This window comes from Pseudomonas sp. EA_65y_Pfl2_P78 (assembly GCF_963970495.1).
Taxonomy (GTDB): Bacteria; Pseudomonadota; Gammaproteobacteria; order Pseudomonadales; family Pseudomonadaceae; genus Aquipseudomonas; species Aquipseudomonas baetica_A.
Map to the genome: position 1 here is coordinate 195,950 of NZ_CAXAON010000002.1, position 24,786 is coordinate 220,735.

General features: G+C 58.9%; 20 protein-coding genes. 9 read left to right on the forward strand and 11 right to left on the reverse strand.

Translation table 11 applies throughout. From position 1 onward, the window contains the following. Positions 1–50: 50 nt before the first annotated feature. Positions 51–1,754, forward strand: coding sequence for a DUF2599 domain-containing protein (locus AACY02_RS02790; RefSeq protein ID WP_339430651.1), 1,704 nt, complete (start codon positions 51–53; stop codon positions 1,752–1,754). 34 nt (positions 1,755–1,788) lie between these two features. Then, the gene (locus tag AACY02_RS02795) at positions 1,789–3,027 is read left to right on the forward strand and encodes a DUF2599 domain-containing protein (RefSeq protein ID WP_339430652.1); all 1,239 of its coding nucleotides are present in this window, start codon (positions 1,789–1,791) and stop codon (positions 3,025–3,027) included. A 92-nt stretch (positions 3,028–3,119) separates the two neighbouring features. Here the strand turns inward: AACY02_RS02795 and AACY02_RS02800 are convergent, their stop codons facing one another. The 5 genes from AACY02_RS02800 to AACY02_RS02820 form a co-directional block, all read right to left on the reverse strand. After that, positions 3,120–3,821 (reverse strand): ABC transporter ATP-binding protein, encoded by a 702-nt coding sequence (locus AACY02_RS02800; protein WP_008082262.1) that lies wholly within the window; start codon positions 3,819–3,821, stop codon positions 3,120–3,122. Further along, positions 3,822–4,589: a high-affinity branched-chain amino acid ABC transporter ATP-binding protein LivG gene (livG, locus tag AACY02_RS02805; RefSeq protein ID WP_339430653.1), complete on the reverse strand. Its 768-nt coding sequence runs from the start codon at positions 4,587–4,589 to the stop codon at positions 3,822–3,824. Further along, positions 4,586–5,842, reverse strand: coding sequence for a high-affinity branched-chain amino acid ABC transporter permease LivM (locus AACY02_RS02810; protein ID WP_221731426.1), 1,257 nt, complete (start codon positions 5,840–5,842; stop codon positions 4,586–4,588). The genes livG and AACY02_RS02810 overlap by 4 nt, the downstream gene beginning before the upstream one ends. Continuing rightward, entirely contained in the window at positions 5,839–6,762 is a 924-nt protein-coding gene (livH, locus tag AACY02_RS02815) for a high-affinity branched-chain amino acid ABC transporter permease LivH (protein ID WP_221731425.1), read from the reverse strand. The genes AACY02_RS02810 and livH overlap by 4 nt, the downstream gene beginning before the upstream one ends. 230 nt (positions 6,763–6,992) lie before the next feature. Beyond that, positions 6,993–8,120: a branched-chain amino acid ABC transporter substrate-binding protein gene (locus AACY02_RS02820; protein WP_339430654.1), complete on the reverse strand. Its 1,128-nt coding sequence runs from the start codon at positions 8,118–8,120 to the stop codon at positions 6,993–6,995. Positions 8,121–8,473: 353 nt separating this feature from the next. On the opposite strand from AACY02_RS02820, the gene AACY02_RS02825 reads away from it, so the two are divergent. After that, positions 8,474–8,794, forward strand: coding sequence for a DUF2288 domain-containing protein (locus AACY02_RS02825; protein WP_339430655.1), 321 nt, complete (start codon positions 8,474–8,476; stop codon positions 8,792–8,794). A 280-nt stretch (positions 8,795–9,074) separates the two neighbouring features. Here AACY02_RS02825 and AACY02_RS02830 read toward each other — a convergent pair whose 3' ends face one another. Continuing rightward, entirely contained in the window at positions 9,075–11,276 is a 2,202-nt protein-coding gene (locus tag AACY02_RS02830) for a hypothetical protein (protein WP_339430656.1), read from the reverse strand. A 195-nt stretch (positions 11,277–11,471) separates the two neighbouring features. Here AACY02_RS02830 and AACY02_RS02835 point away from each other — a divergent pair, with 195 nt between their 5' ends. Further along, the gene (locus AACY02_RS02835; RefSeq protein ID WP_339430657.1) at positions 11,472–12,368 is read left to right on the forward strand and encodes an NAD(P)-dependent oxidoreductase; all 897 of its coding nucleotides are present in this window, start codon (positions 11,472–11,474) and stop codon (positions 12,366–12,368) included. Here AACY02_RS02835 and AACY02_RS02840 read toward each other — a convergent pair. Together AACY02_RS02840 and AACY02_RS02845 are read right to left on the reverse strand one after the other, a co-directional pair. Next, a complete protein-coding gene (locus AACY02_RS02840; RefSeq protein WP_339430658.1) occupies positions 12,259–14,541 on the reverse strand; it encodes a putative bifunctional diguanylate cyclase/phosphodiesterase in 2,283 nt (760 codons plus the stop codon). The two genes, AACY02_RS02835 and AACY02_RS02840, sit on opposite strands and share 110 nt — an antisense overlap. 148 nt (positions 14,542–14,689) lie before the next feature. After that, positions 14,690–15,058, reverse strand: a complete 369-nt coding sequence (locus AACY02_RS02845) for a YkgJ family cysteine cluster protein (RefSeq protein WP_339430767.1) — start codon at positions 15,056–15,058, stop codon at positions 14,690–14,692. Between the two features lie 301 nt (positions 15,059–15,359). Here AACY02_RS02845 and AACY02_RS02850 point away from each other — a divergent pair, with 301 nt between their 5' ends. Then, positions 15,360–16,709, forward strand: coding sequence for a spinster family MFS transporter (locus tag AACY02_RS02850; protein WP_339430659.1), 1,350 nt, complete (start codon positions 15,360–15,362; stop codon positions 16,707–16,709). Between the two features lie 158 nt (positions 16,710–16,867). Here AACY02_RS02850 and rapA read toward each other — a convergent pair whose 3' ends face one another. Further along, positions 16,868–19,714, reverse strand: a complete 2,847-nt coding sequence (rapA, locus tag AACY02_RS02855; RefSeq protein WP_339430660.1) for an RNA polymerase-associated protein RapA — start codon at positions 19,712–19,714, stop codon at positions 16,868–16,870. Positions 19,715–19,944: 230 nt separating this feature from the next. Here rapA and AACY02_RS02860 point away from each other — a divergent pair, with 230 nt between their 5' ends. The 3 genes from AACY02_RS02860 to ccoM all read left to right on the forward strand — a co-directional run bounded on the left by AACY02_RS02860 (position 19,945) and on the right by ccoM (position 20,801). Then, positions 19,945–20,286, forward strand: a complete 342-nt coding sequence (locus tag AACY02_RS02860) for an aspartate-semialdehyde dehydrogenase (protein WP_339430661.1) — start codon at positions 19,945–19,947, stop codon at positions 20,284–20,286. Positions 20,287–20,379: 93 nt separating this feature from the next. Continuing rightward, positions 20,380–20,541 (forward strand): hypothetical protein, encoded by a 162-nt coding sequence (locus tag AACY02_RS02865; protein WP_339430662.1) that lies wholly within the window; start codon positions 20,380–20,382, stop codon positions 20,539–20,541. A gap of 146 nt (positions 20,542–20,687) precedes the next feature. Next, positions 20,688–20,801, forward strand: a complete 114-nt coding sequence (ccoM, locus tag AACY02_RS02870; protein WP_003222396.1) for a cytochrome c oxidase subunit CcoM — start codon at positions 20,688–20,690, stop codon at positions 20,799–20,801. 235 nt (positions 20,802–21,036) lie between these two features. Here ccoM and AACY02_RS02875 read toward each other — a convergent pair whose 3' ends face one another. Further along, complete coding sequence (locus AACY02_RS02875; protein WP_339430663.1) at positions 21,037–22,512, reverse strand: inorganic phosphate transporter; 1,476 nt, start codon at positions 22,510–22,512, stop codon at positions 21,037–21,039. A gap of 375 nt (positions 22,513–22,887) precedes the next feature. Continuing rightward, positions 22,888–23,088 (reverse strand): hypothetical protein, encoded by a 201-nt coding sequence (locus AACY02_RS02880; protein ID WP_221731414.1) that lies wholly within the window; start codon positions 23,086–23,088, stop codon positions 22,888–22,890. Between the two features lie 650 nt (positions 23,089–23,738). Here AACY02_RS02880 and pcaR point away from each other — a divergent pair. Then, positions 23,739–24,581, forward strand: a complete 843-nt coding sequence (gene pcaR / locus AACY02_RS02885) for a pca regulon transcriptional regulator PcaR (RefSeq protein WP_339430664.1) — start codon at positions 23,739–23,741, stop codon at positions 24,579–24,581. The last annotated feature ends 205 nt before the right edge of the window (positions 24,582–24,786 follow it).

Consider the following 24,786-nt stretch of genomic DNA (forward strand, 5'->3'; position numbering starts at 1 on the left):
GTGATTTTAGAGGCCCATCGAGGCGGGCCTATTTACCAGGACGGTATCTCATGACAAAGGATCGCTCGCCTTCAGTTGTGCTATGGCGCAGGACTGCATCCCTGGCTTTGGCCTGCACGTTGCCCTTGATGTTCTCGACGGTCGCAGCCCAAACCGTCTCCGATCCGCTGGACACGCTCAGGCGCATCAACCACAACTACAACACCCTCAAGGATGCCTGCCAGGAACCCGATACCGGCGCCGCACGCGGTCTCTATTATTGCAGTGGCGTGACCTTGCGCATGGTCAATGACGGGCCGTTCAACCCTTGGGATTACAGCCCTTACGCGATCAAGATCGGCGCGACGTCCTACTCGTGGATCCGCAAGGACCTGAGCACGCGAATCCTCATTCACCCCGCCGGGTTGGTCCTGCGCACGCCAACCGATGCTGCGGCTTTGAACTTGCCGGTCAAGGAGCAGGGTTTCACCTGTATCTACGCCTTCGATGGCGGTACCGGGCCTGAGCGCAAATGGTACGGCTGCGGTTTCTTCGACAGCCGCGAACCACCGCGTGCCGCGCAAGGCGTGATGAACAACCGCAATGCCGCGTTGGCCTACGGTACCTGTGCAGAAGCGGGCGTCACCACTGCCGAGCAATGGACACAGAAATACACCGGGCTGATGAAAGGGCCGATCCAGTACGGCCAATGTTCCTGGAACGCGGAGAAAACCAGCGACTGGCACGCGATGATCCGGGTGCACGAATCCCGGCCCAGTACCACCAACAAGGATCCTTTTTCCTTCAGTGGCCAGGTCAACGAGTTCATGTTGAAAAATGCCACGGCGACCCGCGACGGCAGCGAAAACATGAAGTACATCGATGCCTTCATCTACAACGTCAACAGCACGCAAAACTTCGCCACTCGCGGTGATCAGGCGCCGCCGAAACCCGAGAATGGCCTGAACAGTGCGCGCAATTTTCAAAAGAAACTTCAGACCCAAGGCTACAGCGTGCCGATCCTGCGACTGGACTTCACTAAGCCGGCAGCGGAGCGCTTCAGCTACGTGGCGGCGGATCAGGCGATCGACGAAATGGTGGTGGCGGGTGTTCCTGCGCCCAAGTACATCGCCGCAGCGACGTGGATCGAGCGTTACGACCCCGGCAGAAAGAAAAACGAATGGTCGCTCAAGGTCACGCCCACCGCTCAAGGCCAGGCGATTCAGGCCAGTGATCAAGAGGCTTTGTACAAGGAGCTGTTTGCGCTGCGTGGCGCCGACAGCCAGTGGCGCGATTACGAAAAATCGGCGGGCAGCATGCGTGGTCAACTCAGTTGCCTGATCCAGAACTATCCGGCCAAAACCCAATGGAACCTTGAACCGTTCCGTCCCAATGTGAGCCCGCAGGACTCAGCGAAAGCCGGCTGCAATCCGCTGGCGCCCACCGCGGCGCAATACATCGCTTCTGCCGACTGGATCAAACGCTACGACCCTGGCACCCGTCAGGATGAGTGGAGCCTGAGCATCGTGCCGACGGCGGTGGGGCGCGCACTGCCCAGCGAGCAGGTCGGCGCTTTGTACGACCAGTTGTTCGCCCTCAGGGGCTCGGACAGTCGCTGGCGCGATAACGAAACGTCCGTCGGCAGCATGCGTCAGCAATTGAACTGCGTGCTGGTCAATTACCGCAACAAGACGCCGTGGAATCTCGAGCCGTTCCGGCCGGCGTTATCGGACAGCGAAACCCGGGCAGCGGGTTGTAATCCTGTCCCGCGTTGAAGGTGTGTGTTGGCTAATCAAGGAGATGCAAGCCATGCAAAAACGTTTGAACACAATCGCGCCATTGCTCTTGTTACCGCTGCTGGTGCAGGCGACATGGGCCAATGCCGAGTCATGCGACGAGACCCTGAAAAAGGTCGAAACGTTGTACAACAAAACCGTCGACAGCTGCGGTCAGGATCCCGCCTCGGACTGTTCGGGATTGTTGGTGCGCGGCACGCACCGTGCCGATCCGGCCAAGGGGCAGAAGTGGGATGTGTGGAATCCCAGCCCGAAAGCGCTGGAACTGGGCACATTCGCCGCCTCTTATATGCGTGCCGACGGCATCAGTTATGAAGACCCCGGCATGAGCACGCAGAACGGCTACCTGATTACGCCGAGGGATCTGGTACGCGACCCTGAAACGCCGGTGCATGTCTATTGCGCGTTTCCCAACGACGCCTGGACTGATTTTCGCAACGACCGTGGCTGTGGCGACAACAAAAACACCGCCCCGACCGAGGCGGTCTGCCAGGCCATGAAGCCGCCGATTGCGACGCCGAATGCCTGGGTGGCGCACTTTACCCAGTACAACAACAACCGTCAGCAGGACCAGTTGCAGTGCGGTTTCAATATGCGCAATCCCATGAGCAGCAAGGAGCGGGTCGACGCCTTTCGCAACTTCATGGGCGCACGCAAAGTCATCAACAGCCGTGAGTTTCAGACGCAGACGGAGTTGCGCCTGGGCAACCCGAAAACTGACGAATTGCCGATTCTGGCGTTTTTCTACAGTGACCAGCGCGGCTTGAACGATGCCATGGCCAACCAGCGCGACTACAAGGCCAAGACCGGCAAGGATCGCAACATCATCAAGATCGATTTCCCGAGAACCCCGGTCGGCAAGGCCAGCTTCTCGTGCATCCAGGCCGCCACGCCAGCGGCGCCGAAGTTCTGCGAAAAATACATCGAGTCGAGCACTTGGGTGCAACGTCCCGACCCGAAACTGGGACCGAACACCTGGTCACTGCAAGTCGTGCCGACCGCGTGCGGTCGAGCGATCAAGGATGATCAGACTGACCGGATGTTTGCCGAGTTGTACAACAAACACAAAGACGATCAGCAATGGCGGCAGTACAGCGTCAACGGCGGGTCGTTGCGGCGGCAGATGGTTTGCCACCTCGCGGCAACCTATGAGGGCAAGCCTGTGCGCAACAAACCCGAGTGGAACCTTGAGCCGGCGCGTCCTTACGTCGATCAGGCCACTGCCGTGGCCCAACACTGCAACCCTTATTAACGGCTTTTGATTTTGTGAGGGCGGTGGGTTGAAGGTTTGTAGCGCGCACAAAAAAACGGCCCGAAGGCCGTTTTCCTGTTTCGCGAAAGGCCTCAACCGCCCAGATACGCCTCGCGTACTTTCGGGTCGGTCAGCAGCGCTTCACCGGTGCCTTGCATCACTACGCGGCCGTTCTCCAGAACGTACGCACGATCAGCGATTTTCAAAGCCTGGTTGGCATTCTGCTCGACCAGGAACACCGTCACACCGTCCTTGCGCAGCATTTCGATGATGTCGAAAATCTGCTGGATGATGATCGGTGCCAGGCCCAGCGACGGCTCGTCGAGCAGCAGCAGTTTGGGCTTGCTCATCAGCGCACGGCCGATGGCGAGCATTTGCTGTTCGCCGCCGGACATGGTGCCGCCACGCTGGTTGAAGCGTTCTTTCAGGCGTGGGAAAAGGCCGAGAACCTTGTCCATCTGTTCCTGATAGTCGCCCTTGTCGGTGAAGAAGCCGCCCATGGACAGGTTTTCTTCAACGGTCAGACGGGCGAACACCCGACGACCTTCCGGCACCACCGCGATGCTCTTGCGCATGATCTGCGACGAGTCCTGGCCGACCAGTTCCTCACCCATGTAGCGGATGCTGCCGCTGTGGGCTTGCGGCGAGCCGCACAGCGTCATCAGCAGCGTGGACTTGCCGGCACCGTTGGCGCCGATCAGGGTCACGATCTCGCCCTGACGGACTTCGACGTTGACGCTGTGCAGGGCCTGGATCTTGCCGTAGAAGGTGGAAACGTTTTCGAACTGCAGCATTTACGCTTCCCCCAGGTAGGCTTTGATCACTTCAGGATTGTCGCGGATCTGTTCCGGCGTGCCGTCAGCCAGAGGTGTGCCCTGGTTGATCACGACGATATGGTCGGAAATGCTCATGACCAGTTTCATGTCGTGTTCGATCAGCAGCACGGTCACGTTGTGCTCTTCGCGCAGCACGCTGATCAGCGCCTTGAGGTCTTCGGTTTCCTTTGGGTTCAGGCCGGCGGCCGGTTCGTCGAGCATGAGGATCCGCGGGCGGGTCATCATGCAGCGGGCGATTTCCAGACGACGTTGCTGACCGTAGGCCAGGGTGCCGGCGCTCCGGTTGGCGAACTCTTTGAGGTTGACCTTTTCCAGCCAGTACTCGGCAAACTCCATCGCCTCGCGTTCGCTTTTGCGGAACGCCGGGGTCTTGAACAGGCCGGACAGGAAGTTGGTGTTCAGGTGACGGTGCTGAGCGATCAACAGGTTCTCGATCGCCGTCATGTCTTTGAACAGTCGCACGTTCTGGAAGGTACGAACCACGCCTTTGAGGGCGATCTTGTGACCCGGCAGGCCCTGAATCGGCTCGCCGTCAAGCAGGATGCTGCCGCCGGTGGGCTGATAGAAACCGGTCAGGCAGTTGAACACGGTGGTCTTGCCCGCGCCGTTCGGCCCGATCAGTGCAACCACCTGTTTTTCCTTCACCGTCAGCGCCACGCCGTTGACCGCCAGCAAGCCGCCGAAGCGCATGCTCAGATTTTCGACTTTAAGGATCTCGCGGCTCATTTGCTCAGCTCCATGTGGGGGCGTTGCATCGGCAGCAGACCTTGTGGACGCCAGATCATCATCAACACCATCAGGGCACCGAACATCAACATGCGGTACTCGCTGAACTCACGCATCATTTCCGGCAACAGGATCATCACCACGGCCGCGAGGATCACGCCCAGTTGCGAGCCCATGCCACCGAGCACCACGATGGCGAGGATGATCGCCGACTCGATGAAGGTGAACGATTCCGGCGTTACCAAGCCCTGACGGGCGGCGAAGAAGCTGCCGGCGAAACCGGCGAACGCGGCCCCCAGCGTAAACGCCGAAAGCTTGATCACGGTCGGGTTCAGACCCAGCGCGCGGCAGGCAATTTCGTCTTCACGCAGCGCTTCCCATGCACGACCGATCGGCATGCGCAGCAAGCGGTTGATGACGAACAGCGCGGCCAGTGCCAGCAGCAACGCCACCAGGTACAGGAAAATCACCTTGTTGATCGAGTTGTACTGCAGGCCGAAATACTCGTGGAAGGTCTGCATACCTTCTGCCGCCTTGCGTTCGAAGGTCAGGCCGAAGAACGTTGGCTTCTCGATGTTGCTGATGCCGTTCGGGCCACCGGTGATGTCGGTCAGGTTACGCAGGAACAGACGGATGATCTCGCCGAAGCCGAGCGTCACGATTGCCAGATAGTCACCGCGCAGACGCAATACCGGGAAGCCCAGCAGGAAGCCGAACGTCGCCGCCATCAGGCCGGCAATCGGCAGGCAGATCCAGAAGCTCAGGCCATAGTAGTGCGACAGCAGCGCGTAGCTGTAGGCACCGACGGCGTAGAAGCCGACGTAACCCAGGTCGAGCAGACCGGCCAGACCGACCACGATGTTCAGGCCAAGGCCGAGCATCACGTAGATCAGGATCAGCGTTGCGATGTCCACCGCGCCACGGGAGCCGAAGAACGGCCAGACCAGCGCGCCAAGGATCAGCGCGATGATGATGTAGCGTTGGGTGGTCGGCAGGGTCAGGAAGTTACTGGCCTTGGCCGGGATCAGCGGCATGCCGGGCGAGGACTTCCACGCCTTGCTGATCTGCTGGTTGAACAGCACACGCAGGAACATCAGCACCGAGCAAATGGCGATGGTCGCCAGAATGGCCGGGCTGGTGTTATGCACTTCAAGGTTGATGCCGACGATGGTCAGTTTCAGACCCAGTACCGGGTAGGCCACAGCCCACACCAGCAAAGCGCTGAACAGCGCCTGTTTAAGATTCCTAGTCATACTTTCTCAACCTCCGGACGGCCCAGAATGCCGGTCGGACGGAACAACAGCACCAGAACCAACAAGCCGAAAGCCACGACGTCCTTGTACTGGTCGCCGAAGATATCGGCACCAAAGGCTTCCGCCACCCCAAGCACCAGCCCGCCGAGCATGGCGCCGGGAATGCTGCCGATGCCGCCCAGTACCGCAGCGGTGAAGGCTTTGAGGCCGACCAAGAAACCGGCGTTCGGGTTGATCACGCCGTATTGCATGCTCAGCAGCACGGCCGCGATGGCCGCCAGCGCAGCACCAATGACGAAGGTCAGGGCGATGATGTTGTTGGTGTTGATGCCGAGCAGGTTGGCCATCTTGATGTCTTCGGCGCAGGCGCGGCAGGCGCGACCCAGGCGAGAGCGGGAGATGAACAGCGTCAGGCCGAGCATGGCGATGAGGGTCACCACGAACACCACGATTTGCATGTAGGAAATCAGCACTTCATGTGCGCCACCTGGCCCGAAAGTAATGTTGCCCGGAATCAGGTTGGGGATGGATTTGTCCTTGGAGTCTTGCGCCAGCAGAACCGTGTTCTGCAGGAAGATCGACATACCGATGGCGGAAATCAGCGGAATCAAACGGTTGCTGCCGCGCAGGGGGCGGTAGGCGATCCGTTCGATGCTGTAACCGTAGGAACTTGTCACGACGATGCTCGCGATGAAAGCAGCGGTCATCAACAGCGGGACGTTGTCGATTCCCATCATGGCCAGCCCGGCGATGGCGATGAACGCCACGTAGGAACCGATCATGTACACCTCGCCATGGGCGAAGTTGATCATTCCAATGATGCCGTAGACCATCGTATAGCCGATGGCAATCAGGGCATACGTGCTGCCAATGGTCAGACCATTAACCAGCTGCTGGAAGAAGTGATAGAGGTCAGGCATTACAACGCTCCTAAAAACCTGATACGCATTTCACTGGTGGAGTCATTTTCCCGCCCGGCCCCGTGGATCTTTATCCACTTCGAATCCGGGTTTTGCCAGCGAACCGCTGATGACGGTTTTGAGATTTTCAGGTGGGGAGACTGGCGGATCACGCCAGCGCGGCCCATACATTCGTAAAACAAAGCCCACGGCACGCCGTGGGCTTTATTGGCAGTCAGTCAGGCAGGGCCTTACTGAGGCGAAGCTTCAGTTTTTGGTTTGCCGAAGTGCCACTCGTAAACCACAAATTTGAAGTCCTTCAGGTCGCCCTTGGCGTCGAAGCTCAGATCGCCGGTCGGGGTTTTGAAGGTGCCAGCGTGGATGGCTTCAGCCACTTTGGCAGTGTCTTCGCTCTTGGCGGCAGCGATACCGCCGGCAATCACTTCAACAGCCGAGTAGGACGGGAATACGAACGGGCCGCTCGGGTCTTCTTTCTTCGCCTTGAAGGCATCAGCCAGGGCGACGTTGGCCGGATCCTGGTCGAAGGATTTCGGCAGGGTTACCAGCAGACCTTCGGAAGCGTCTTTGGCGATCTGCGAAATGGAGTCGTTACCCACGCCTTCCGGACCCATGAACCTGGCTTTCAGGCCTTTTTCAGCGGACTGACGCAGGATCAGACCCAGCTCTGGGTGGTAGCCGCCGTAGTAAACGAAGTCGACGTTGGCTTGCTTGAGTTTGGCGATGATCGAGGAGAAATCCTTGTCGCCGGCGTTGATGCCTTCGAACACGGCGACTTTCACGCCATCCTTCTCCAGCGTGGTTTTCACGGCGGTGGCAATGCCTTCACCGTATTGCTGCTTGTCGTGCAGAACAGCGACGACTTTCGGTTTGACGAACTTGGCGATGTAGTTACCGGCGGCAGGGCCCTGGGCGCTGTCCAGGCCGATGGTGCGGAAGACCATTTTGTAACCACGGGCGGTGATTTCCGGGCTGGTGGCAGCCGGGGTGATCATGATCACGCCTTCGTCTTCGTAGATGTCCGAAGCAGGCTGAGTGGAGCTGGAGCACAGGTGACCGACCACGAACTTCACGCCGTCGTTGACGACCTTGTTCGCGACCGCGACCGCTTGTTTCGGATCGCAGGCATCGTCGTATTCAACGGCTTCGAGCTTCTTGCCGTCGACGCCGCCCTTGGCGTTGATCTGTTCGATGGCCATTTTCGCGCCACTGAACTGCATGTCGCCGTATTGGGCTACTGGACCGGTTTTAGGACCGGCGATACCGATTTTGATGGTGTCAGCTGCGAACGAATGGCTGGCAACACCGGCCAGAACCATAGCGGCAAACAGTTTGGAAATCTGCTTAGTAGCCTTTGTCATAGTGCTCCACTCTTACTGTTGTAATTTTTTTGAGTTCTGGCGCCGTAGCAGCAGAACCGGGTCAGATATCTTTGCGATACCCTCCGGAAAATGCCCCCGGCAACTGTACCGGTACAGTGTAGAGCGCCGGTTGTAAGCCTGGGAAGCGGGCGCCGAGGGACAAAACCTGAGGGTGTCGCATTTTTGAATGAAAAAGACAGAATTGCGGCGGGGCGGTCGTGGGCATATATCCCAATCAGCAGCATTCCTTGGCGTTCCTGCTCTTTTCGTTCGGTGAAGCGATTTGCTACCGGGTTTTGCTGGCGGACCACCGACGTTATCATTCGCGTCGATTTCTTTTCCGGACAGTTCCCATGAATCAAGAACCTAGCACCCTCTATGCCAAGCTGCTTGGTGAAACCGCATCTATCACCTGGAAAGAGTTGGAGCCGTTCTTTGCCAAGGGTGCCCTATTGTGGGTCGACCCAAGCCTTGATTTGATCGCCGCTGCCGAGGCCGTGGCCTCGGACGATGGTGCCAAAGTGGCTGCCTGGCTGGCCGAAGACAAGGTCGCCAAGCTGTCTGAAACGCGGGCACTGGATATTTTCGAGCGTGACCCGGCGCTCTGGGCGGTGGTGGTTTCACCGTGGATTCTGATCCAGGAAAGGGCGCTTGCCACTGATGTCGCACCTTGATGGTGCGGACGGTCGTCAGCGAAAAGTGTGTAGCCGAGTAGCGTGATGGCACGTTGCCGTGAAGAAAGGCCACAAGCGAGGGTGGCATCACGGTGACGTAAACGTAACGGGAACAGTTTAGTAAGCAGCCTAACGGCTGCTTAATTGTTTCTGGATGTTGGAAAGGTTGAGATGTTCAGTGAACTTGAGGGCCTCTTCGCGAGCAAGCCCGCTCCCACATTTGGAATGCATTCCCCTGTGGGAGCGGGCTTGCTCGCGAAAGGGGCGACTCGGTTCTGGATCAGACCGTGAACGACTTGCCGGTATGGCTATTGAGGGAAATAACCTTGGTCTTGCCAATCCGGTGACGATAAATCTCACGCAGGTACTTGATCGCCTTCTTCACGCAATCGCGTGACAGGCGAATATCGTTGATCGAGACAAACTTCTCTTTGTCGTTGATCAACTCGCGATACTTCTTCTCATACATCGGTTTGATCGCGTACCAGTTGGTGTCGAGGATCTTCGCCGGGTTCTCGAACTCGTTGAGCAGTTCATCGATGCGGTCTTCGTCGAAGTCCTCATGGATGATGAAGTCGAGGATCGAATTGTCCAGCGTCTCGTCGAAACGGTACGGGTTTTTCGCAAAGCAGCGCTTGATGAACGCCACGATCAGCGTCAGGAAGTCATCCGACAGGCACGGGCTCTTGGCGATGAGGGTGGTCAGCGACAAGTTGGCCGAGGCACCGATCACCAGTGCGTAGCGCTTGAGCGTGGTGTTGGGGAACAGGCTGTTGAGGTGGGTCTTCAACCGGTTCAGGTCCATGTACGACAGCTTGTAGTCTTTTGGCAGCGAAACGATCGAGACCACCGACGAGCAGTTCTTGAAGAAGTGCAGGTCGTGCAGCGCGGCGGCGTCGTAGCCGGAGTTCTTGTACTGCTCCAGCGAGGCGCGATAACGCTTGGATTCGATCGGCAGCAAGCTGATGCCCTCGATCGCCTGGGTCACTTTGTTGAAGTGCGGCAGGTCGATCGAGCGGAAGAACAGATCGTCGATGTTCAGGCGCTGTGGTTCTTTGTCGAACACCTTGAACTTGTCGCTGCTCGGCGGCGGCGTTTCCGGCACCACCGATTCGGCATAGGCAATCGCCACCGGGCCGGCCAGACTCATGAACAGGTCGTTGGCGTCGAGGCGAATGGTTTCGCCGATGTCGATGCCGGCGCGGCGGAAATAGTTCTGGTCGTAGTCAGTCGTGACCGCCTGCGCCGTCAGAATGTTGAAGATCTGCTGCGAGATGTACTGGTTGGCGTGCTTCTCCATCGCATTGACATCAATGTTCTGGATGTTGCCGTCATCGCTTTCTTCGGCGTAACGCATGATGTCGTTGGAGATCAGCATCATTGCGTTCCATGGGCGGATACGGCCCATGACGCTGGCTTCGCTGCTGTCTTCATTGGCGAAGTTGTAGGAGAAATCCCATTCTTCCGACAGGTATTTGCACAGCAAGCGACCGGCGTTGATGTGCAGCGCCTCGGACATTTCGCTGCGGTGGTCGGAGATGTTCGGCAGCACGCAGATGCCGCTGGTGAAGATCGGCTCGAACACGAACGAATGCCCGCTCTTGCCGTCATGCTCGTCCATCGGCTTGGTGTCGAACGTCTTGTTCATGTACGAGTGCTGTTGGGCCAGGCCGAATTCCGAAGCCATGCCCGAACCGGTACCGCCGCCGGCACTGAAGATCGAAAAGTACAGACGCGACTGGTTGGCCTTGATGCCGCAGCTGTCGATCAGGTACGAGTGGATCATTTTCCAGTCAGGGCTGGAGAAACGCTGGGTGTCCTTGTTGAGGATGATCTTGGCCAGGTACTGGCCGAGGATCGGCGCGTTACCGGCGCCACCGGCGTGGACTTCAGACAAGTCCATGATCTTCATTTTGCTGTAGTCGCGCAGGAAGCCGCTTTTCTCGCCCTTGCGCGAGAAGCGGATGCGCCCGGCGATGTCTTTGTCGAGGTCGCCGAGCATCACCAGCGGCTCAACCAGGAACACCGGTTTGCTCGCCTTGTTCGGGCCGATCCGCAGGTTGTTTTTGATCCACTGAGCCGGGCTGTAGCCCTTTTCGGCGTAGCGCTTGTCCGGCGACAGGCGATCTTCGTTGTTGAATTCGTTGAGATAGAACTTGCGCGCGTTGTACACCAGCTCAGCGACATCGAGGGCGATGTTGGAGCCGCAGCGACCGAGGCCGATCAGGCACACCGACGGAAATTCCTGATCGTTGTGCTGCTCGTTGTCGCCTTCAAGGTGTGGCGGACGCGGGAACACCAGATCACGCAGGCCGTCGAGGTTGTCCAGGATACGGTCGGTATTGGTTTCGGTGAAGTACAGGTATTGCTGGGTCGACAGCGGGCGCGAGGGAACCAATGGCTTGGACGATGACGGGCTGTTCGCAGCGGGGCTCGCGGTCAGATCGGATACCGCTGTGGCGGGATTGTTTTTAGAAGTCATTGTGCGCCATATACCTGGACTGGGTCGGCTCGATAACCAATGTCAGCGAACCTCACGGAATAAGATCTCGCGTCTTTTTTGCGCGAATTGAGCCCGAGCGCCAGGGATTTGGCCTGACTGTCGCTGGGGGGAATCCTTTCCTGATCGATGATGAATCGGCCATTATTCGGCGATCTTTAATCAAAAGGAGGCTAAATGATGTCAACGCTACCTTCGTTGGGATTCGGCGGAATCGGTCTGATGGGCCTGCCGATGTGTCGGCGCCTGTTGGCGGCGGGTTATCCGCTGACGGTGTGGAATCGCAATCCGGCCAAGTGCGCGGCGCTGGTCGACGCCGGTGCCCTACAAGTCGCCAGCCCGGCCGAGCTGTGCGAACACGCCGAGGTGGTGATGCTGTGCCTGGCGGATACGGCGGTGGTGCGTGAGGTGGTGTTCGGCCCGGCCGGCGTTGTCGAGGGCGCGAAGCACGGTCAGTTGCTGGTGGACTTTTCCAGCCTTGAACCGACGGCGACGCGTGAGATGGCGGCTGAACTGGCAGACAAAACCGGTATGCGCTGGATGGACTCACCGGTGTCCGGCGGTGTGGTCGGCGCCGAGGCGGGCAGTCTGGCGATCATGGTCGGTGGCGATGCGGCGGACCTTGCGCGTGTGCGCTCGGTGCTGCTCAATCTCGGTCAACGCGTTACGCACATGGGCGGCATCGGTGCGGGACAGGTGACCAAAGCCTGCAACCAGATGATCGTCGCCTGCAATGCACTGGTGATCGCCGAAGTGGTGGCGCTGGCCGAACAGGCCGGGGTCGATGCAAGCCTGATTGCCGAAGCGCTGGCCGGTGGTTTTGCCGACTCCAAACCGTTGCAGATCCTCGCCCCGCAAATGGCTGCAAGCCGTTTCGAACCGATCAAATGGCATGTGCGCACGCTGCTCAAGGATCTCGACACGGCGGTGAAATTCTCTCGCGAGCAGGGTTCGGCGACGCCGATCAGCGGATTGGCCGCACAACTGATGCGCCTGCATGGGGCGCAAGGCTTTCTGGAGAAAGATCCTGCGACGCTGGTGCAAATGTACCGCGCGCCAGAATCAACGGATTGACCCCAGGCGAATGTTTGCGCTGATTGATTTCTTCCAGTACCGGGCGCAGTTCGTCCATTGGTACCGGACGACTGAGCAGGTAGCCCTGAATGAAATCGCAGCCCGAACGCTCGAGGAATTCGTACTGCGCCAGGCTTTCCACGCCTTCGGTGACCACCTGCAAATGCAGGGTGTGCGCCATGGCGATGATCGCCTGGACGATCTCCATGTCCGCCGTGGCTTTGGGGATGTCGAGAATGAAGGAGCGGTCGATCTTCAGGGTGTTGAGCGGCAGGCGCTTGAGGTAGGCCAGCGATGAATAACCGGTGCCGAAATCGTCGATCGACAACGACACGCCCAGGGCACGGATCTGCCGCAGTAGCACGAGGGTGTTGGCGATGTTGCCCATCAGGGCGTTTTCGGTGACTTCCAGTTCCAGGCGCTCCGGCGCGACACCTGCCGCGCGCAACGCGCTTTCGATTTCGTCAGCCAACGCTTCGCGTGTGAGGTTGAGCGGCGAGCAGTTCCAGGCGATTTTCAACGCTTCGCAGCCATGGCGCGACAACTCGCCCAGGTCCTTGCAGGCCCGGCGCAGCACCCAATTGTCCAGTTCGGCGATCAGACCGTTGTTTTCGGCGATGCTGATAAAACGGTCCGGCGTCAGCAGACCCTGTAACGGATGCTGCCAGCGGATGAGCGCTTCGAGTTTGGTGACCCGACCGGTTTTCAGTTCGAAAATCGGTTGGTAATACAGCATCAGACCGTTTTCTTCACCCAACGCCTGGCGCAGTTCTTCCTCCAGTTGCAGCTCCATGCTGGCTCGGCTTTTCAGGTTGGAATTGAAAAAATGCAGGCCATTGCGCCCCGCGCCTTTGGATTGATACAGCGCCAGATCCGCGTGCTTGAGCAGTTCCTCGCAGGTGGAACCGTCGTCGGGATACAGGCTGATGCCGATGCTGGTGGTCATTACCATGCGCCGTCCGGCCAGCTCGATCGGCTCTTTCATTCTCAGCATGATGCGTTGAGCCATGTTGCGGGCTTCTTCACGGTCGTTCAGCCCGATCAGGATGCAAAACTCATCTCCGCCAAAACGCGCGACGACATCTTCATGGCTGCGCACTGAGCCTTTGATGTGATTGGCAATCACTTTGAGCAGTGCATCGCCGGCGTCGTGACCGAGGCTGTCGTTGATGCGTTTGAAGTGGTCGATGTCGAGAAACATCACCGCAAGCATGCCGCCCTCGGTGGTTTTCTGGCTGAGTTTCTCGGCGAAGATCTGGTTGAAGCCGCGACGGTTGATCAGGTTGGTCAGGGCGTCGTAGTTGGCCGCTTGTTGCAGCGACATACGCGCTTGATCAAGTTGGCTGAGCAGGGCGTTGACCCGGCGCAGGTCGTGTTCCTTGTTCTGCAGTTTCCTGTCGGCCAGCGCGGCGCTGATTGCACTGCCCAGGATCAGCAAGATGATCAGCGCCACGGTCAGGCCCAATTGCAGGTGGTTGGTTTGCGCTGGCAGGAACGGAACGCTGCCCGGCGCCAAGACCTGTTTCAGCGCGGCCATTGCCGTGAAGTGCGTACCGAAAATGCCTGCGCCGAGGATCAGCGCGGCGCCGTACTTGAGCATCTGATGAAACAGGCCACTGCCGTCGCGCAGATAGCGCGCCACCCACAGCGCAGCGAAGCTGGCCCCCATGGCGATCACGATCGACAGCACGAACAGGAACGGCTGGTAGTAGAGGGTGGCATTCGATTTCATGGCTGCCATGCCAACGTAATGCATACCGGCGATGCCGAGCCCGATCAGCAGGGCGTTTTTGAGGCAGTGCACCAGGCTCGGTTGCGCCTCGCCCAACGTGTGCATCGCCAGCCAGGAGGCGAGCAAGGCGATCAGCAGTGAAAACAGGGTGATCGGCAGGTCGTAGTGGATGTCGATCGGGGCCTGGAAGGCAAGCATGCCGATAAAGTGCATGGCCCAGATGCCGCCGGCCAGACAGGTCGCACCGATCCAGCGCCACACCCGCTGCGAGCCCGGGTCTTCGGCATGACCGACTCGTTCGGCCATGTCCAGGGTGGCAAAACTCGCGGCGCAAGCGACCAGATAGGCCGCCAGCATCAGCAAGGGGTTGTATGTGCCATTGAGTATGACCTGCCCGCTCTCCGGCAGCTCGGTAACAAACTGCAAACCAAGCCACTCCATAGCATGCCCCGTCTCTGAAGTCGTCACTACCGCGCGGTTAACGCAGGCGAATGTCTGGAGTATAGAGGCGGTTTTTGCTGTAGAAGCCGTAGTGGCACATTGGCTGTAATGATTTCGGAATTACCGCAATAGCGATTGGCGCTAAGTGTCAGGCGATCTTTTCCAATGGGATTTCGCTCCAGCCCTGTTGCAAGGGCGGCAGGCCGAAGCGGGCGCGGGCGGCGTCGCAATCGGTATTCTGTTCACCGTTTTCCCAAGATGCCTCGAACTCGCGGCAGGGGCTCGAACGTTTGTCGTAGATCGTGCATTGCACCGCGTTGCCGATTTCGCCAGCCAGCGAGATGCAACGCGGTGATTTGCGGTCAGTGCCGATCATTGCCACCCGGCTTGGGGTGATTTGTGTAACCAGTTCATCAGGAACTGTACCGCCAGAGGATGAGCACTCACCCCAAAAGAAAGACACGCGAAAATGGGAACAGCAGGCACCGCAATTCAGACACGGACTGACTTCGGACATGGGCGGGGGTATCAAAGGGATTGATCGGAAGATCCGGACGGATCCGGCGGCCATTCTATGCTTCGCCACGGACTTGGGAAGGGGGGCGCGGAACTATTTTTTTGTGGCAGGTTTTTTCGCCAAAAGCCCCTGTTTTCGGGGGATTGCAGCGTTATCAAGAGCTTACGTTTCGTTACAGTGCCATGGCTCGATATCAGGCACACGAATGATCACAGACAGCCCCTGCACGGCTGACTAGATTGCAGGTTCCGGGCTCGGTTGCGTCGGCAGTGAAGCCCCATAACAATAAAGAGACGGACCCATGCAGAACTCGACCCAAGCGGCGAATGCCTGGCGCATTCTGTTCCTGTTGTTCCTTGCCAACCTGTTCAACTTCTTCGACCGCACCATCCCGGCGATCATCATTGAGCCGATCCGTATGGAATGGCACCTCAGTGATTTTCAGTTGGGGATCATCGGCACAGCCTTCACCATCGTTTATGCCGTCGCCGGCCTGCCTTTAGGGCGCATGGCCGACACGGGTTCGCGTAGCAAACTGATGGGCTGGGGCCTGGCGACGTGGAGCGCATTGACCGCCGTCAACGGATTGGTCGGCAGTTTCTGGAGCTTTCTGATCGTGCGCATGGGCATCGGCATCGGCGAGGCGAGTTACGCGCCGGCGGCCAACTCGCTGATTGGCGATCTGTTCCCCGCCCATCGTCGGGCGCGGGCCATGGGCATCTTCATGCTGGGTCTGCCATTGGGGCTGCTGTTGGCATTCTTCACCATTGGCGCGATGGTCAAGGCGTTCGATAGCTGGCGGGCGCCGTTCTTCATCGCCGCCGTACCGGGGCTGATTCTCGCGATTTTCATGTTTTTCATCAAGGAGCCCGCGCGCGGCGCAGCGGAAGCCGTGCAGGTTTCCCAAGCGAAAGTCGACAAGCCGATCCGTCGCGTTCTGGCGGTTCCGACTTTTCTGTGGCTGGTGATGGCCGGGTTGTGCTTCAACTTCGCCACTTATGCCTGTAACTCGTTCCTGGTGCCGATGCTGCAGCGCTATTTCCTCATGCCATTGCAGGATGCGGCGGTGGCGACGGGATTGATCGTCGGCGTCACCGGGTTGATCGGCCTGACGCTGGGCGGCTGGATCGCTGACAAGATTCATCAGCGGGTGGCCAGTGGCCGACTGTTGTTCGCGGGGTTCAGTCTGATCATCTCGACCCTGTGCACGGCGTGGGCACTGCATGCCGGGCGAATCGAAATAGGGGTGTTTGTCGCGGTGTTCAGCGTCGGCTGGCTGTTTGCCTATAACTTCTACACCTGTGTGTACACAGCAATACAGGACGTGGTCGAACCGCGTCTGCGAGCGACGGCGATGGCGTTGTTCTTTGCCGGGTTGTACCTGCTGGGCGGTGGTTTGGGGCCGGTGGTGGTTGGCGGGTTGTCGGATCATTTTGCGCACACGGCGATGTTGGCCGAGGGCGCAGAGCAAATGACCGAGGCTTATAAAGCCGTTGGCTTGCATGACGCCATGTACCTGATTCCGGTGGCGCTGTTTTTGACGATGGTGTTTCTGTTTTTGGCCTCGCGATGTTTTGTCCGCGATGCCAAGCGGATGAAGGAGGGGCTGGTGGCTGTCGTCGAGCCTGATGGAGCAGTGGCGACGGCATGATCACTTTCGCGAACACGCCCGCTCCCACCATTTGAAATGCATGCCAAAGCGGGCTTGCTCGCGAAGAGGCCGACAGCATCACCCTGTTAATTGCCAGGCAAACAAAAAGGCCCGCATCGCTGCGGGCCTTCTTGCTTGACGCGGTGGAGCAGGGCGGTTTAACCCGCCACCAGCACCCGAATCGCTTCCAGACGCAAAGCAGCCTTATCCAGCATCGCCAGACCTTGCTCTCGCTGTTCACGCAAGGCAACCAGTTCGCTGTCACGCACGGTCGGGTTGACCGCTTGCAACGCGGTCAGGCGCGCCAGTTCTTCGTCGGTGTCGGCCGCCAGACGGCGGCGAGCCTCGGCCACGCGCTCGGCGTGACGCGGGGTGATCTTGTCTTCACCGGCGTTGATTCGTGGCGTCAGTTGATCGCGCTGGGCCTGGATGAATTTGTTGGCGCTGGCACGCGGCACGCTCTCCAGTTGATCGTTCAGGGTTTCGAACGACACGCGTGCCGACAGGTCGTTGCCGTTGGCGTCGAGCAGGCAGCGCAATGCGGCCGGCGGCAGGTAACGGCCCAGTTGCAGCGAGCGCGGGGCAACCACTTCGCTGACGTAGAGCAGTTCCAGCAGCACGGTGCCCGGTTTCAGCGCCTTGTTCTTGATCAGTGCGACGGCGGTGTTGCCCATCGAACCGGACAACACCAGATCCATACCGCCCTGCACCATCGGGTGTTCCCAGGTGATGAACTGCATGTCTTCACGCGACAGCGCCTGGTTGCGGTCGTAAGTGATGGTCACGCCTTCGTCGTCGCCCAGCGGGAAACTGGCGTCGAGCATCTTCTCGCTCGGCTTGAGGATCAGGGCGTTTTCCGAATGGTCTTCGCTGTCGATGCCGAACGCGTCGAACAGGGTTTCCATGTAGATCGGCAGGGCGAACTGATCGTCTTGCTCAAGGATGTCCTCGACCAACTGATCGCCTTCGCCCGAACCGCCGGAGTTGAGCTCCAGCAGACGGTCGCGACCGGTGTGCAGCTCTTCTTCCAGACGCTCGCGCTCGGTGCGGGCTTCGTCGATCAGCGCTTGCCACTCGCTGTCGTCGGCTTCTTCGAGCAGCGGCAGCAGACGCGAGCCGAACTGATGCTGCAAGGCATTGCCGGTCGGGCAGGTGTTGAGGAAGGCGTTCAGCGCTTCATTGTACCACTGGAACAGGCGCTCTTGCGGGCTGGTTTCCAGGTACGGCACATGCAGTTCGATGATGTGCTTCTGGCCGATTCGGTCGAGACGACCGATACGCTGCTCCAGAAGATCCGGGTGCGACGGCAGGTCGAACAGCACCAGGTGGTGAGCGAACTGGAAGTTGCGACCTTCACTGCCGATTTCCGAGCAGATCAGCACTTGCGCGCCGAATTCTTCGTCAGCGAAGTAGGCGGCAGCGCGGTCACGCTCAAGGATGTTCATGCCTTCGTGGAACACCGTGGCCGGGATGCCGGAGCGCACGCGCAAGGCGTCTTCCAGATCCATCGCGGTTTCGGCGTGGGCGCAGATCACCAGCACTTTGGTGCGCTTGAGCATTTTCAGCTGATCGATCAGCCATTCGACGCGTGGGTCGAATTTCCACCAGCGTTCTTCTTCGCTGGCATCCGGCTGGGCCTGGAAGCTGACTTCCGGGTACAACTCGGCGTGATCGCCCAACGGCAGTTCCAGATATTCGTCCGGGCACGGTAGCGGGTACGGGTGCAGTTTGCGCTCCGGGAAACCCTGCACGGCGGCGCGGGTGTTACGGAACAGCACGCGGCCGGTGCCGTGGCGGTCAAGCAGCTCACGCACGAGGCGAGCACTGGCTTCGGTGTCGCCATCGTTGACCGCGGTCAACAGGGCTTCGCCTTCGTTGCCGAGGAAACCATGAATGGTCTTGTGTGCTTCAGGCGACAGGCGCCCTTTGTCGAGCAGTTCCTGCACGGCTTCGGCCACCGGGCGATAGTTCTCGCTCTCGGCGCGGAACGCGGCCAGGTCATGGAAACGGTTCGGATCAAGCAGGCGCAGACGGGCGAAGTGGCTGTCCTGACCGAGTTGTTCCGGGGTGGCGGTAAGCAACAGCACGCCCGGGATCACTTCGGCCAGTTGCTCGACCAGCGAATACTCGGGGCTGGCTTTTTCTTCGTGCCAGACCAGGTGGTGCGCTTCGTCGACCACCAGCAAGTCCCAACCGGCGGCGAACAAGGCGTCCTGCGCCTTTTCGTCGTCGACCAGCCATTCCAGCGCGACCAGCGCCAGTTGGGTGTCTTCGAACGGGTTGGTCGCATCGCTTTCGATGAAACGTTCTTCGTCGAACAGTGCAACCTGCAGGTTGAAGCGGCGGCGCATCTCCACCAGCCACTGGTGCTGGAGGTTTTCCGGCACCAGAATCAGCACGCGGTTGGCACGGCCCGAGAGCAGTTGGCGGTGGATCACCAGACCGGCTTCGATGGTTTTACCCAGACCCACTTCGTCCGCCAGCAAAACCCGCGGCGCGATACGGTCGGCGACTTCACGGGCAATGTGCAACTGGTGCGCGATCGGCTGCGCACGCACGCCGCCCAGGCCCCAGAGCGAAGATTGCAACTGGCGGCTGGTGTGTTCGAGGGTGTTGTAGCGCAGGGAGAACCAGGCCAGCGGGTCGATCTGCCCGGCAAACAGACGGTCGCTGGCCAGACGGAACTGAATGAAGTTCGACAACTGGGTTTCCGGCAGCGTTACCGCTTCGTTCTGCGCGTTGAGGCCGTGATAGACCATCAGCCCATCGACATCGTCGACTTGCTGCACGGTCATCTTCCAGCCTTCGAAGTGGGTAATGCTGTCACCCGGCGAGAACCGCACACGGGTAAGGGGCGCATTCCGTAGCGCGTACTGGCGGGTTTCGCCAGTGGCCGGGTAAAGCACGGTCAACAAGCGGCCGTCCTGTGCCAGAACGGTGCCTAAACCAAGCTCTGCTTCGCTGTCACTGATCCAGCGTTGCCCCGGTTGATACTGCTGCGCCATGCTGCCTGACTCCCACCTTGAAAAAGCGGGCTATCTTAACGGAATGAGGCCCCGAGGCCAAAGGATAAGGAGCCGCGCCCAGCTTTTATATGTTCAGGGAAGATTAGGCCATGCGTCGGTTTCAGGAAGTGGCAGGGCACCTGTGAGTGCCAATCCGGTCACAAGTTTGCGACCGACGGCTCAAGCCGTGATCGCTCAAGCCGATAGCCTGCTGACAGGAGACCCTCTATATGCTGCCACCGATGCTCCCCCTGAGCGCTGTGCCGATCACTTCCCAGCAGGACCCGATCCGCCAGCGCCCGGACATTCCACCGGTGGTGCCGGTGCAGGAAAGCTCCAGCGAAAGCACGATCGACCTGCAAAAGCGCGACCCGGAAGAGGCCGCGCTGCAATTGCGCGAGGAACAGCGCCGTAAGCAGGAGCGCGAGCGTCGCCGCCGCGAAGCGGATGAAGACCCCGAAGAACATCTCGCCGTGCCAGGCACAGAACTCAATGCCGACAACACCGTGCCGGTGGTGCCGCTGATGGAAGATCAACCGCGTCAGGGCATGTGGGTTGATATCGAGATCTGATGGCTGGTCAGCGCTGACGTCAGGCGGCATTATTGACGCAGTCCTGCCGGTGATCTGGCAGTTGTGTTTTCTTCAAGCGATGCATCGAACGCCATGAGCCAAGACGACAAACTGATCGACCTCAGTACCGAACGCGCCAAACGCGTGCATGACCTCAACGAGAAGCGTCTGAATGAAGTGCGCAATGCCTTCGAACAGGCCATGCCGTTGGGAAAAGCCAGGAAAAAGTCGAAAAACAAACCGAAAAAGCGTTGATTTCCCCCTGCATCCTTTGATGCAGGTCAGTTATTTTCCCGCCTTTACTCCCCTTCTTCATTGGCATTGACCCCGGTCAATTTCTGCGCCTGCCTGATTGGTTAACTTAGCTCCATCGCAGCAGAGCAGGGGCCAGGAGGCCAGTCATGTTTTTCGATAACGTGGTGTTTGCCGGAGTCCTCACAGTGGGCCTCATGGTTCTGTTTTTTGCAGGGTTTGGATTTTTTATCTGGAAGGATGCGAACAAGCGCAAGAAGTAGGTTCTTCTGGATTGACGAGCACGCAAGGCATTTTGGGCAACTTCGGTTGCCCTTTTTTTTGTGTGCCTGGCGGCCTGTGGACCCACCCTGGTGTATGCGGTTTGAAATGTGTGCGGGCTGGCTCGCGAAGAGGCCCGTCCAATCGCACAATCTCTGCCCGTGTGACCTTTTTCCCGAGATGAACAAAAAAGGCGCGATCCTTTCGAATCGCGCCTTTTTCATTTTTCGCTGCCTATCAGCTACCCAGCACCATGGACGCCAGCCAGAACAATCCGGCCGACAGTGCCACGGTTGCCGGCAGGGTCAGCACCCATGCCAGCAGGATGGTTTTCACCGTCCCGCCTTGCAGGCCGCTTTTGTTGGCGACCATGGTACCGGCCACGCCCGAGGACAGAACGTGGGTGGTGGACACCGGCAGGCTGAAGATGTTGGCCAGGCCAATCATGCATGCGGCGGTGATCTGGGCTGACATGCCCTGTGCATAGGTCATGCCTTGCTTACCGATCTTCTCGCCGATGGTCTTTACTACGCGCTTCCAGCCGACCATGGTGCCCAGACCCAAGGCCATGGCGACCGCCAGAATGACCCAGAACGGGGCGTATTCGGTGGTGGTGGTCAGGTCTTTACGCAGTTTGTCCAGATCAGCTTTTTCGCGAGCCTGAAGGCCCGGCAGCTTGGCGACTTTCTTCGCGGTGTCGTCCAGGCAGAGCAGGTAGCGACGCACTTCGATGCGGCTGTCGGCCGGCAGCGAATGGTAGTCCGCTACACCCTTGAGGGTGTGGAGCAGGGCGGAGATGGTCGGTTCGGTCTGCTGCGGGTTGCAGCGGAATTTCTCCGGCAGGTCGCCTTCGACGCTTTTACCCAGGGCCAGGAACTCGCCGAGGGTTTCGGCGTTGCGCTGGTAAAACTGGCTCAGGTGCAGGGTGGCGTCGCGGGTACGTTCGATCTGGTAAGTGGTGCTGTTCAGGTCGAGTACGAACTGAGCAGGCACGATACCGATCAGGACCAGCATGATCAGGCCGATGCCTTTCTGACCATCGTTGGAGCCGTGCACGAAGCTCATGGCCATGGCTGACATCACCAGTACCAGGCGATTCCAGAATGGCGGGTGCTTCTTGTCGTCGATCTTGCGGCGTTGTTCCGGTGTCTTGTGCATCTTCGACAGCGGGCGCCACCATTTCAGGCCAACCAGCACCAGGCCTGCAACCAGGAAACCGGCCATTGGCGAGAACACCAGCGAGGCGCCGATATCGATCGCTTTCTGCCAGTTAACCCCGTCGGCCAACGGAATATCGTTGATCAGGGCATTGGCCAGACCGACACCGAGAATCGAACCGATCAAGGTGTGGGAACTGGAGGCGGGGATACCGAAGTACCAGGTGCCAAGGTTCCAGGCGATAGCCGCGGCGAGCAACGAGAACACCATTGCCAGGCCATGGCCCGTGTTCACGTTGATCAGCAGTTCAACCGGCAGCAAGTGAACAATGGCATACGCCACGCCAACGCCGCCCAGCAGCACGCCGAGGAAATTGAACACACCGGAAAAGAACACCGCCAGATGAGGCGGCATGGCTTTGGTGTAGATAACAGTGGCTACCGCGTTAGCGGTGTCATGAAATCCATTGATGAACTCGAAGGCGAGGACAAACGTCAGGGCGAGCAAGAGGCTCACAAGCACCCAAGCATCCAGTCCGCTGAATAAATCGATCATGAAGGTTTTCTGACCCGGTCGTAAGGGGGCGCGATTATGCCAGAAAAGTCTCGAAATCGATGCCCTACCTGCTCATTGGTAACATTCTTCTTCTATTTAATTTGTTGCAGGGCGTTAAAACCCAGTGTTATGGAGGGTTTTTCAAGTCATTGATTTTATTGGTGAATATTGCTGATGGTGAGCATTTTTCAGGCAGTGTCGCAGGCTCAAACGCTTGTCTGAAATATCTCTGAAACCTGTCTGAAGCATGCCATTGGTCTGTAGGGCGGTGCATAGCCGCCGCTGCCCGCGGATAGCGGGCGGGCAAGGCATCGTCGATACACCGCGCTTGTAGCCGGTGCGCACGCGACCTTCGAAATAATCAAAACCGGTGGCTCATGGCTCTTCGGCTTTGAGTTCCTTTTCGATCTTTTCAATCTCTTGTTTGAAGACCTGATCCTGAACGGTGGCGCGCTTACGCCAAGGCTTGCGCTCCGGTTCGGGCTGAGCGGCGTAGGTGGTGACTTCCCCGCCGTAAACTTCCTTGTAACGTTGTTCCTGGCGCTCAAGTTCCGCGCGCAGTTCGTCTTTCGTCACAGTGCTACCTGTTTGAGTTGAGATAAATATCTGGTGAAACGCACTGCAACGAATCAATTGAACAGACCCGTCGAGCGCGCCACGCCTGAACAGGCATTGGTGGCATCGGCAGGGCGATCAAGACTTCCGTGTTACAGGCGGCTACGGCACCAGATTAAAACTGACGCAGCATCAGTTTCCTGTTTCAGCGAGCGCTGGCGTTGCATGAATAATGAGCGTCAAGCGCTGGCTGGGGCTGACGACGATGGATATCGCGAAAGCCAGTGGCGACCTTGCTGATTAAAAAATCGCGGCCTCACTGGGGTGCATTATAGCGGCCGATTCAGGAATGACTATCTTTGCCAAGTTAAAAACGGTTCTGGATGTGTGATTGTTTTGTTACTCGCAACTTTTGTCGCTAGTTGAAGTGCAGGTAAATCGTTATTTGCCACGCGTTCTGTTTTTGGCGCCATTTACTCGATCAACTAAGGGGGCGATTGAGTGTGTCAGCGAAGTTGGGCGAGCGGATCAAGCGGTGATGCGGGCCTGCGGGTTTGTTGCGATTATCGGTCGGCGGTTCGATAATCGCCCGATCTTGAGGGGCGTTGCTTGTGTATTGGCCCGCGAGCCGTTTGTATAACCACTGATCCGAGCCGGATAAAGGACCTGAAATGAACGATCAAATGCGCAACTCCTTCACCTCCGTGGCGCCGCCGATTGTCGCCTCGCCGGCCAAGCGGATCCAGGCGTTGACGGGCGATCCGGATTTCATGACCTCGCTGGCCCGTGGCTTGGCCGTGGTGCAGGCGTTTCAGGAGCGCAAGCGGCACCTGACCATCGCTCAGATCAGCCACCGCACGGAAATTCCCCGCGCGGCCGTGCGCCGTTGCCTGCACACCTTGATCAAGCTTGGCTACGCCACCACCGATGGCCGTACCTACTCGTTGCTGCCGAAAGTGCTGACCCTGGGCCACGCTTATCTGTCCTCAACGCCGCTCGCCGTCTCGGCTCAGCCCTACCTCGACCGTATGAGCGAGCAACTGCACGAAGCCTGCAACATGGCCACGCTGGAGGGCGACGACATTCTCTACATCGCCCGTTCGGCGACGACTCAACGGCTGATTTCGGTGGATTTGTCAGTGGGCGGGCGCCTGCCGGCCTATTGCACTTCAATGGGCCGCATTCTGCTGGCCGCGCTGGACGACACGACCTTGGGTGAATACCTGGACCACGCCGAACTGGTGGCCAAGACCAGCCGCACGATTCACACGCCCCAGGCGTTGCTCGAATGCCTGCAAGAAGTGCGGCAGCAGGGCTGGTGCATCGTCGACCAGGAACTGGAGCAAGGGCTGCGTTCGATTGCGGTGCCGGTCTACGACGCATCAGGCCAAGTGGTGGCGGCGCTCAACGTCAGTACCCACGCCGGCCGCGTCAGCCGCAGCGAGCTGGAACAGCGCTTCCTGCCAGGCCTGCTCAGTGCCAGTCGCGACCTCAGTGCGCAGTTGTTCGCCTGATGAAGCTGTTCGATAAACGCACAGTGTTGCGTTTATCGAATTGACGCTAAAACCCTCGGATCATTAATGTCGCGGCAGCGTCATCCGGCGCTGACGTCAATGGCCTCGCCGGACTGCCGACTCCCATAATAATGACAAGAGGCAACTCTCCATGTGCACGTTCCCCGACTGTCACAGCTTCAGCCCGTATTGCCGGGTTCACCGC